Here is a 10,074-nt window from a genome sequence, read left to right as displayed (position 1 = left end):
TTTGGCCAGCCGGAAGGTCTTCACCTGTCGCGTCCTTGTACGCCGCCCTGCGCTCCTCGCTGGCGTGCTGACCGTCCGGGAGCGTCCTTAGGTGATCGATTACGGCATGAAGGACAGAGGGCTTGCGTGGCTGGCTCGCGTCTACAGGGCCAGAGGCCGGCTCGGAACCCTCGGTGTCCTCGGCAGCCTGCCCCTCGGCGAGACGAGCGACCACGCCAACGACGGCCAGGCCCACGGCGGCGCCGACGACGCCGATCTTCGTCTTGTGCTTCTTGACCCAGTTCTTCGCAGTCTCGGCGAAGGAGGCGGGCTCGCCATCCTCGGGGGTGGGCTCGCTGGGCGTGGACTCAGTCACCCGCACAGATTTACCGGACCCACCCCTCACCTGTCAGGCAATCACCTGACATCGCCCGATCAAGTTCCGTAGTTCGGGGCCGTCCTGTCACGGTGAGGACGAGCGCGGCTGCCGGCCGACCCTCACCATCACGAAGTGCACCAAGTGACGGCGCGATCCGGACGACGTCCCACCGCCCCCCCACACACCGGCACGTCCAGGATGGCCTTGGTTTTTCTTGGCGCCTCCAAATTTTGAGGCGAGTCAAACTTCCCTACCGGCAATCTGTGCCCGCTCGACTAAGCGTTGTCCCGTAAATGATCTAGGACGTGTGTGTTGACCTGCCTGTTCGTCGTCACCCGGCGAGGGTGAGGTTGTGCAGGCGGGCGATGCCGAGCATGGCGTGATGGACGCCGTCGCCTTTCAGGCGGCAGTCGCGGAGGATCTTCCAGGTCTTCATCCGGGCGAAGGTGTGCTCGACGCGGGCGCGGACCTTGCGGTGGGAGCGGTTGTGGTCCTCTTTCCATGCCTCCAGTTCGCTCTGGCCGGGTTCGCGGCGGTGTGGGATGACCAGGCCGGTGCCCCGGTAACCGCCGTCCGCGATGACCGTGGTCTTGCCGACGGCGGCCTTCGCTCCGGACAGCTCCCACGCCGTGCAGTCGTTGCGGTTGCCGGGCAACGGCCGACCGACCGCGACGACCAGCCGAGTGTCGGCGTCGATGACGACCTGGTGGTTGGTCGAATACCGGTAGTTCTTCGACTGCTCAGCGATGCTGTGGTCGCGCGTGGGGACCAGGGTGCCGTCCACGATCAGCACGGTGTCCTTGCGGAACCGCTTGCGTTGCTGGAGCGCGAGCGCGGGTCCGAGGTGGTCGATGATGCGGTCGGCTGCGGACTTGGACACCCCGAACAGCGGCGCCAATTGGCGCAGGGTGAGGTTCGTCCGCCAGTACGCGGCGACCAGCAGCACCCGGTCCTCCAGCGGCAGGCTCCACGGCCGGCCCCTGCGCACCGGATCTACACCCTCGCGCCGCAGCGCGGTGATCAGCTTGCCGAACTGCCGCGGGCTGAGCCCGCTGAACGGGGCTATCCAGGAGGGCTCCGACGCCGTGATCACACCAGTCACTGCGTGATCATTCCACTGCTTCAGGTTCTCCCTGCTCGAAGGCGATGCGGCAGCGTTCAACCTGCCCGGCCACGTGCTCCATGAACCAGCGCATGATCTCGTAGGGGATGACGTGCTCGTCGTGGCTGTGGATGTGGACGGTCGGCTCCAGGTCCGGATCCTCGTCGGGTATCACCGCCACCAGGAAGGCCACTCCAGGCAAATGCGTTTCGGCGCTGGGGATCTCAGCCCACGCGGCCGGCGCCGGGACGGCCTCGCTCAGCTCCACGCACCATGCGTCGTCCGGCAAGGCGTAGTGGAACTGGATGGCGTAGTGACGACCCGCATGAACACGCAGCTCTGGCATGTCCGCAGGCTGTCACAGCCCCGCGCCGGGGTCCCGCGAGTATCCCGCTCAGCACCTGGCGCGGGCGCCAGCCAGCCTTTTACGGGACAGCCCTTAGTAAGCACTGACACCGATTCGCTAATCACCGTCAAACGACATAGAACTTGAGTCCCGCAGCCGATCAAAACCAATCTCTGCTCACCACCCACGACCAACCCGCACCCTGCGTTTATCAGATCACTTATTGAGTACTGGAGACTCCCTTCCCTTCCTCGAGTTCGACAGCGAACAAAACTGCTGCCGCCTTAAGGATGCCATTCACCCGACGCAGCTCCGCGTTCTCTTGTTCGAGTCGACGAAGGTGAGCGGCGTCAACGTTCGTTGAGCCTAGGCACTCGCCAGCCTTGGCGTCGGCCTTCCTGACCCAGTGCCGCAACACCTCGGGATGGACGCCGATCATCTCCCCCACTCGCCGAACCACACCTGACCGGCCGGGGTCGTCCTGCCTCAGCTCCCTGACCATTCGGACCCCCCGCTCAATCAACTCAGGTGGGTACTTCCTCTGAGCAGGCATGCGGGTTCCTCTCGAAGGGCTTCTGCCGTCACGACCAGCACTGGGCGGTGAGCCTGAGCGCATCACAACCAGCGATCGATTATGCACAACTGTTCATGGCAGTCAAACGCGCTTCAGTGTTCGAGTCGGTTGCGTGCCGGGATCGAATCGACCAAACCCGCAGCTTCACGCATTCGGTATGCATCTGCGGCGCCTACGGGAAGCGCAGGGACTCACCCTTGAAGAGCTGGCAGAGAGAAGCGGGATGAGCTTCCGCGGCGTGGTCTATATCGAACACGGGAACCGCAATCCAAGCTTGACAACCTTGCTCAACCTTGCGCGCGGCCTGCAGATTCCCCCATCTGCTCTTTTGGAAATCTTTGACGCTCGATCTGGAGATCCCAAGTAAGGCAGCAATCGAAAGGTTGACTGCTGGAAGGTACTCTTGTTCTTCTGAAAAAATAATCCAACTCTTTCAATTAGGTTTCCTCAACAGTGAGCGTTTTCAGCGCTGCCTCTCCAGGGTGAGGATGGCCTTGGCGACTGACGTCATGCGGTTGGGACTGATCCGGGACCTTCGGAAGATCCGCCAGGACTTCAGCAGTGCCATGCCCCGTTCGACGGGCGCCCGGGACGTGACCAGTGCCCGGTTGACCGTCCGCTGTGTCGGGGACAGCTGCCCGCCGGGCGGCCGTCTGCGTCCGGTGGTGACCCAAGGGCCGGCGCCCTGGTAGGCGCGGTCGGCCAGGATGGGGACGCCTTGGCGTTCGCAGATCCGGATGATCCGGTGGGTGCGGGCCGCGGTCAGGTCGTGGCACCGGCCCGGCAGGGCCGGTGCCATCCACAGCACGTGCCCGGCCGGGTCGGTCACGACCTGCATGTTCACGCCGTGGCGGCGGTGCTTGTGCGAGTAGTCGGCCCGGCCGTCGCCGACCCGGTCGCACTCGGCGAGCGTCCCGTCGAGCAGGACGTACTCCGGTTCGTGCTCGCGCAGGACCTTGAGCAGACCGGGCGCCCGGGTGGCCAGGAGGTCGATCACCGCAGCGGTGTAGGCGTGGGCGGTGCCGACCGAGATGCCGAAGCCGGCGGAGATCTGGGCCAGGGTGTCGTGCTTGCGCAGGTACACCAGACCGACGAGCGCGCGTTGGTGCGGCGGGAGCTTGCAGCGGCGGTCACCCTCGCGAGTGAAGATACTAAATATTCGATCTCGGGTGGCGAACTGAATATCCGCAAGACGGGCAAGACGTCATGGGCGGACAGTCGTTTCAAAGAGAAGTACGTGGCCGACGACGACCAAACCAGAAGATTCCTGAGGAGCTTTTTGCACGTCTTGGACACCGACGGGATCGAGTGATCGGTCATTCCTGAGCCGGAATGACCGCCAGCCACTGACGGCCGCCTAGCTTCTTCTTCAAAGTCAGGTTCTCCTGGTAGAGGTTCGCAGTCACAGTCGCGAGAGCGTCGAACTTGCCCTGGATCTCGGTAACTCTCGCGTTGGCCTCGCGGAGCTTCTTGCGCAGGTCGGCGATCGTCTCGTCTCGCTGCACTTCGCCGGGTGTGCGAAGCACCGGCCGGGCGACCTGGGCGTCCCACTCGGCCAGGACGGTCTCGGCCCGGTGGACGGTCGCGTGGCTGACCTTTGCCTCGCGGGCCAGATTCTCCTTGGTCAGAGCCCCGTCGGTGTGCAGGGGCTCCCCGGCCAGCAGCCTAGCCATGGCCTCCCGCAGCTTGGTCTCGGTCGCGGCGGACACCGGCATCAAGCAGTTCCTTCTTCTCGCAGTGCGCGGGTGATGCGCTGGACGTCCTCAAGGCGGATCAGAACGGCTTCCCGGCGGGGCGGTGCCAGGCGGGGCTCCTTGGCCAGGGCAATCAGATCTTCTTCCTCGGCTATCCAGATCGGCGCGTGCGCGCGGGTGATCGCCGAGTTGCGGCAGCGGTCGGGCTGGCAGGCCCCGATCAAGGGTGCCTGTCCCCGTAGTTCTTCTGGCAGCTGGTTCTGGCACTCGGCCTGTGGGGCGTCGAACATGCAGTGGTTGATGGTGCCCAGGTGCAGGTCGGGAAACTCCGAGGCCAGCAGGGAGGCCTCAACACGTTCGTCAGCTATCTGGGCCCGCAGCTGCGGATCGCTGTTCATGATTTCGATGACCTTGTCGAGCCCAGCGTGCAGGCGGCCGGCTCCGGGACCGACGGCGACGGTCTCGCCGTTGCGGCGGGCCTTGAGCAGGTCAACCAGCTTGAGAGAGGCGGCGTGTTCGAGCTGCTGATCGAATTCCTTGGCCCACTTCGTGTCCATCTGGGCATATGCCTGGGTGGTGTGGTTGGCCAGGGCACGGCGGGCGGCGTGCTTAAGCTGGATGCCCAGCGCGATCTCCCCGTCGGGTTGCTGACCGGTGATGACCGACATGGTCTTCCGGAACATGTGCGACCGCACGTGGGCTTGTGGGATCTTGTCCAGCCCCAGCCGGTCGTGATGGGCGTTGACCTGGTCAATGAAGAAGTCAATTTCGAAAGGCGAGCGGATGCCCCGCCGCCCCTGCGGCTTCGCCTTCTTGTCGTTGTCCTCGGACGGCGGGGCGAGGGTCGCGAACAGATGCGTGGGGTGCCAGGAGAGGCGTTCGGCGACCGCGACTGCCTCGGCGACGGGTTCGATGATCCACCAGAACAGCTCGGGGCGGGCCGGTTCCAGCTTTGTCTTGCGGGAGACCAGAGCCGGTGACCCGAAGCGTGTCACCAGCGCATTCCGTCTGATCTCCTGGACTTCCGAGTCGCGCATCATGCTCATCGCCGCGATGAAGACGTAGCAAGCCGCTCGGAGCATCCGCAGCTCCTCGCTCAGCTGCGACCGCGTGATCTCTGTGCGCCAAGGGCCGACGCTGCCGTCCGGCCGGGTGACCGCGACTGCCTCCGGGCATGGCATCGGCAACTCTCGCCACCCCCTGCGGTCGCCGTCAACTCCGTCCAGGTGGACGACCTGCCCGGCCGCCACCGCCTCCTCGATCATCCTCAGGCGGACCCGGCTGAAATCCTTGCGGAGGTCCAGGCGCTCGCGTCCTGCGGCCCCCCAGATGAGACGAGCGAGCGTCGCCAGGACGGGGGTACCCGCCTCGCCGTTCCGGTCGGCCGAGCCGCGGACGGGAACGCGGTTGGCTGGGTCGGACAGCCAGCGGCGGACATCGTCGTCCAGCCTGGAGCTGGAGATCCTTGTTGACGTCGGGCGATAGCTGGGAGCGTCCAGGTCTCTGTTGCTCTTCGTCGCGTAGACCGGTTTACTCTGCCCGCGCTCAACCGCGTCCAGCACTGCGGCCCGGCGTGCTTCCATGCGGGCGCTCTGCCTGCGGGCGGAGAAGAGGTCCTTGTTCTTCCCCTCCGTGATCATCTTGCTCAGGGCTTGCCAGACAGGTGCCCCAACTGGGGCGCCGTTCAGCTCCTTGGCGTGTACCGGGACAAGGTTCCCGGGGTGGGCAAGCCACTCGCTCACCATGGCGTCGACCAATGCCGACCTCGTCATGCTCAGCCGGTCAGAACGAGGGGCCTGGCCGGGCATCGCAGCCGGATGCCGCTCGAAGAGCTCCCGCCACTTGAAGATATCGGGGGCGAAGGTGTGGACATATGCCCAGGCCGCCCGCAGCAGGGGCCACCATGTCTCCGGGGGGATGGCTGGGGTAGACAGCCCGTCCTGTGCAGCCGCGGCGTTCTGAACCGCCTCCCACGCGACGTGGCTGGCAGGCCGGTCGCCCCAGGGGTCGCCGAACGGAGTGACGCCTGTGACGACCTTAACCACCCTCCGCAGGGCCCTCACGGCGTTGATGTAGGCGGCCACCGTGTCCGGCTCGCCCAGTTCGGTCCGGTCGTTGAGGAGTGCCTCCCAGTCCGTCTGGTCCCACTGCCCCAGGTCCGCATCGCGCCCCTCTTTGTGGGCCCAGCGGATGATTACCTGCAGTTTCTGGCAGTGGATGCGTACTGTGCTCACAGCCGTCGGCTCGGCCGGCAGGTAGATTTCCGCCTCCCGCAGGACTGGGTGTGTCGGGTTGAACAGCGCAAATGCCGTCTCCCGCAACTGCAGGTTCAGCAGGGAATCGTCGGCGGGAAAGGTGATTCTCCAGTCGGCAGGGAACCGGTTCGCCGGTCGGCCGATGCAGTCGGGCAGCCAGCTGTCGCTGTCACCGAACAGGGGGATAGGAACGCCTTCAATCACCTGGTGCGAGTGGCCGAAAACCGGTTCGTCATCGCGGAACCTGGCCGATGGCAGCGGTGCGGGCGAGGGCCGGGCCATCATCGGCCGTACTCCGTTCGCTGTCCCAGGGGCAGGTCGAGCCGGACCCCAAGTTCGGTGATCTCCTGCCGGGCTGCGGGCAGCCGGTCCGCGCACTCGGCGAACACTTCCTTCAGGGCACCGGCCTGGGCTCCCCAGACGGCCTGCCATCGCGGAGGCGGCAGCGCGGCCCGCATCCGCTCGATGTGGTCGGCAAGCAACAGCAACCGCGGCAGCTGCGAGGTGAAGATCACCGCATTGCGGCAGAGCATGCACATCGCCGGCGCGACATGGCAGAGCTTGTTTCCCGGTGTGTGTGGCGAGTCGTAGGGGTCGCGGCAGTTCACCAGCCCCATGTCCAGCTCGCCCGCCCTCATGGCTGCCGCCTGGCCAGGGTTCAATCCGAGGTCCTCGGCGACATGCGGCTCCTCCAGGCGGGACTCGGCATCCTCGTCGACCAGGACGGGAGCTGCGAGAGTGCGCTGAAAGACCCACGATTGGGCCCGGTTGACCGCTCTGCCCGCCATGATGTGCGCGGTCGTGCCCTGGGCATAGTGCCCGCGGTAGACCTCCACGTGGTGGTCGTCGCCGGCCAGGTCCGTGACCGTGCCACCGAGGGCCACCGCCCGCGTGACCTTGGTCGTCTTGCGCAGGCGACGCACATCGTGCGGCTGGGAGATTTCCAGAGGACGTCCCTGTCCGTCGCGCTGATCTGCGATCCAGTGGGTGAAGCGACGTTCTCTGCCGTTGAACCTGGCGAGATTCGCCTCGAGCCGCCCATCCTCGTATCGACGCTCGACGGCCAGGAACAGCCACGGCTCACCGTCGAACGCGTCCCGGGTCAATTCCGTGGCCGCCAACAGCCGCCGCATGAGGCCCGGCACGTCCCAGGCTCCGCCGCCCGCGAAGAACGGGCCCTTGCTGTCGTCGCTCTTGCCTTCCGGCAGTGTCTCCGTCTCGCGGTGCAGATCAGCCCGGATTCTCATGGCCCGCTTCTTCTGCTGCACCAGCCGCAAACCACCGTCAGTGAACTCCATGTCCGACAGATGCAGGTCATGGAGTTCTTCAGGAGTGATGTCGGTCATCCCCAGCAGGAGCAGAACTCTGAACGCCTGCAAATCCAGCTCGTCGGGGAACAACATCCGACCCAAAGCCCGGCCCAGGGCCCGGATGCCCGGCCTCTGCCCCTCCCCTGTCCACTCCGGCAGCAGCTCCCGTACCTCCAGTGGCCACCAGCGGGGGTTCTTGGGGAGGTTGTCTGTGAGGACCTGCGAGTTCAGCAGCCCTGTCCGGGTGACCCACAAGAGGTTCGGCAGATCACGCCATCCACCAAGAGCAGGGTCAGTGCCCGCCCCCAGCAGTTCACGGCCACGTACCAGCCGGTCCTCTGTCTTGCGCACGGCCGCGCGGGCAGCGTCCCGCAAGGCGATCCGCTCGGCGTTGGAGAATTCATCCAGCGGCCTGCCCCGCCCGGGCCGGTAGGAAGCCGGCGCCTGTGCACGCTTACGCAGGTTCCCGGGAACTTTGGGGTCCGCGCCTGCCCGTTGCCCGATCAAAGTCAGCAGCGAACGCACGTGGTTATAGGGCTGCTTCGACTGGAGGCCGTACTTCTGCCGTAGTGCCCCCTCCCACTGATAGATGACCTCCACAAGGTCGATACTCTGCCCGTCCAGACGGGCATCCTCTGGGTTCAGACCGAGCCCGGCCAGATACTGGTCGGCGAACGTCGCGAACAGCCGCACCGCCGTGGAATAGCCCGTGCCGCCCCCGGACAGCGACGAAGCCCGCGTGATCTTCAGCCACTCGTCGGCCAACTGACCAACCAGCAGCCGGCATTGATAGACCGAGGGGTCGATGCTGTGCGTCTTGGAACGGCCCCGGTATTCCTCGACCCAGACCCGGACACCGATCTTGCTCGGCTGCGGCTTCGGTGCCGGAGCGCTGGCGCGGGTGCGAGCCTTGCGCTCTCCCCTCCGGGCCATCAGGCGACCTCTCGTTCCGCGACGGCCGACGCGTAGTCCACATAGCTCTTGTCCTGGTCGTTCCATTCGGCGATAGCCTTGTTGACTAGGGCGTTCGTGTCCCGGAGATAGCGCAGATACCGCATCGTGGACTTCGGTCGCCGGTGCCCGAGCAACTGCTGCAGGACCAGCAGAGGGTTCCTGGAGATGTGGTCCACCAAGAACGCGTCATGCCCTCCCTCACGTAGCCGCGCGGCCTCTTCCCGCAGGATCAGCTGGGTCAACGACTGCAGCATGTAGATCGCGAAGGTGTGCCTGGTGTCGTGGATCTTCAGCTGCTCGGGCATGACCACGTCACACTCGTACTCCTCGGCGATCCGCAGCGTCCGCCGGTGGGCCTCGCTGAAGACCTGTTCCCACCGCTGCTTGGTCGGCATCCGCCCGCCACGGCCGACAAACAAGGCCATCGGCTCCAGACCTCTGTCACTCTCGAAGACCGCCCGGCGTCGGATCCCGGCCGGTATGGCCTCGATGCGGAGGGTACGGCGGCGGCCGTCGAGGATTCCCTTCAGTTTCCTGCGGCGCAGATCGATGTCTGTGACGACGAACAGTTCCTCCCGCCGCCTGGCCAAGGCCTTGGCTGACGCCCTGACCATGGCGGCCCGCTCAGTGCGGCGGTACATGTCGATCTCGCGCAGCGTCGCGTCCTGGACCATCACCGTCCGAGGTAGCCCGTACTTGGCGATCGCCTGCAGCGGCACTTCGGCCGGGGAACCGTCCCGCCGCGGCGCGGGCACCTCGATGTCCAGCAGGCAGCTGAACTCCCGCAACCGCGTACCCGTAGTGATCGCAAGCTCTCCAGCCGCACTGTTCCGCAGCGGGGATTGGCCGCGAAACGCACGGTCAACGCGGTCATCCGGCAGCAGGCCGCGCAACCCCACCTGCTTGAAGAGACGCCACTGCCGAAAGGTCAGATGCCGCACGTCCAGCTCGCTCGTCGCGCCCCAGGACAGCACGTCCCGGCCATTCGCGCGCCGGTAGTAGGGCGGCTCATCCAGCAGCTTCGCGCTGTGTACGGCCCAGTGGTAGAAGTTGTTGATCGTTGCCCGGCGCCGCTGCCAAGTGGCCGGCATGTCCGGGGACTCCCGCAGCTCAGTGCAGTCTTCGCGGTACGCCAGCAGATCGTCCTCGGTGGCCGACAACAAGTCTGTCGGCGGGTCCATCTCTCCCAGGAATTCCACCAGGTCCATGGCGTCGTAGGCGTAGTCCTGCATCGACTTCGCTTCCAACGTCTTCGACAACTCCAGGAAGAAGCTGCATAACGGCTCTAGCGGGCGCATGTCCGGGCCCAGGAAGAACGGCGTACCCTCCTTCACCGCCCCCGGCCGCTGTACATACGCCAGTGCATCAAGATCGACCTTCGGCGGTGCCTCGTAGTACCGGCGCACCTTCTCGTACGAGACAAAGAAATAGTCCAACTGCCCCTCCCCTGAGACAAGTAGAGATCAGCGAACCTAACAGCT

11 protein-coding genes are annotated in these 10,074 nt (G+C 65.6%); 2 read left to right on the top strand and 9 right to left on the bottom strand.

What is annotated here, in order from left to right; genetic code table 11:
* From ACFPZI_RS37205 to ACFPZI_RS37190, 4 genes are all read right to left on the bottom strand, one after another.
* Positions 1-355: hypothetical protein (locus tag ACFPZI_RS37205; RefSeq protein ID WP_381371589.1), on the bottom strand; the 355-nt coding region annotated here is incomplete at its 3' end.
* Between the two features lie 334 nt (positions 356-689).
* The gene (locus tag ACFPZI_RS37200; RefSeq protein WP_381371588.1) at positions 690-1,460 is read right to left on the bottom strand and encodes a transposase; all 771 of its coding nucleotides are present in this window, start codon (positions 1,458-1,460) and stop codon (positions 690-692) included.
* 7 nt (positions 1,461-1,467) lie between these two features.
* Positions 1,468-1,806: a hypothetical protein gene (locus ACFPZI_RS37195; protein ID WP_381371587.1), complete on the bottom strand. Its 339-nt coding sequence runs from the start codon at positions 1,804-1,806 to the stop codon at positions 1,468-1,470.
* 220 nt (positions 1,807-2,026) lie between these two features.
* Positions 2,027-2,359, bottom strand: a complete 333-nt coding sequence (locus ACFPZI_RS37190; protein ID WP_381371586.1) for a transposase — start codon at positions 2,357-2,359, stop codon at positions 2,027-2,029.
* Here ACFPZI_RS37190 and ACFPZI_RS37185 point away from each other — a divergent pair.
* Positions 2,358-2,747: a helix-turn-helix domain-containing protein gene (locus ACFPZI_RS37185; protein WP_381371585.1), complete on the top strand. Its 390-nt coding sequence runs from the start codon at positions 2,358-2,360 to the stop codon at positions 2,745-2,747. The genes ACFPZI_RS37190 and ACFPZI_RS37185 overlap by 2 nt on opposite strands.
* A gap of 96 nt (positions 2,748-2,843) precedes the next feature.
* Here the strand turns inward: ACFPZI_RS37185 and ACFPZI_RS37180 are convergent, their stop codons facing one another.
* Entirely contained in the window at positions 2,844-3,563 is a 720-nt protein-coding gene (locus ACFPZI_RS37180) for a transposase family protein (RefSeq protein WP_381371590.1), read from the bottom strand.
* Here ACFPZI_RS37180 and ACFPZI_RS37175 point away from each other — a divergent pair.
* Entirely contained in the window at positions 3,447-3,692 is a 246-nt protein-coding gene (locus tag ACFPZI_RS37175) for a hypothetical protein (RefSeq protein WP_381371584.1), read from the top strand. The two genes, ACFPZI_RS37180 and ACFPZI_RS37175, sit on opposite strands and share 117 nt — an antisense overlap.
* 4 nt (positions 3,693-3,696) lie before the next feature.
* On the opposite strand, the gene ACFPZI_RS37170 is transcribed toward ACFPZI_RS37175, so the two are convergent.
* From ACFPZI_RS37170 to ACFPZI_RS37155, 4 genes are read right to left on the bottom strand one after another with little or no spacing between them, the layout of a single operon-like run.
* Positions 3,697-4,095, bottom strand: coding sequence for a hypothetical protein (locus ACFPZI_RS37170; protein WP_381371583.1), 399 nt, complete (start codon positions 4,093-4,095; stop codon positions 3,697-3,699).
* Positions 4,095-6,614, bottom strand: coding sequence for a hypothetical protein (locus tag ACFPZI_RS37165; protein ID WP_381371582.1), 2,520 nt, complete (start codon positions 6,612-6,614; stop codon positions 4,095-4,097). Before ACFPZI_RS37165 ends, ACFPZI_RS37170 begins: the two co-directional genes overlap by 1 nt.
* On the bottom strand, positions 6,611-8,572 hold the full coding sequence (locus ACFPZI_RS37160) for a hypothetical protein (RefSeq protein ID WP_381371581.1): 1,962 nt from the start codon (positions 8,570-8,572) through the stop codon (positions 6,611-6,613). The genes ACFPZI_RS37165 and ACFPZI_RS37160 overlap by 4 nt, the downstream gene beginning before the upstream one ends.
* Entirely contained in the window at positions 8,572-10,029 is a 1,458-nt protein-coding gene (locus ACFPZI_RS37155; RefSeq protein ID WP_381371580.1) for a site-specific integrase, read from the bottom strand. The genes ACFPZI_RS37160 and ACFPZI_RS37155 overlap by 1 nt, the downstream gene beginning before the upstream one ends.
* Positions 10,030-10,074 lie beyond the last annotated feature (45 nt).

The sequence above is a fragment of the Streptomyces chlorus genome (genome assembly GCF_042655885.1).
GTDB classification, from domain to species: Bacteria; Actinomycetota; Actinomycetes; order Streptomycetales; family Streptomycetaceae; genus Streptomyces; species Streptomyces chlorus.
The sequence above is the reverse complement of the archived record's forward strand: the minus strand, read 5'-3'. Positions and strand labels throughout refer to the sequence as shown.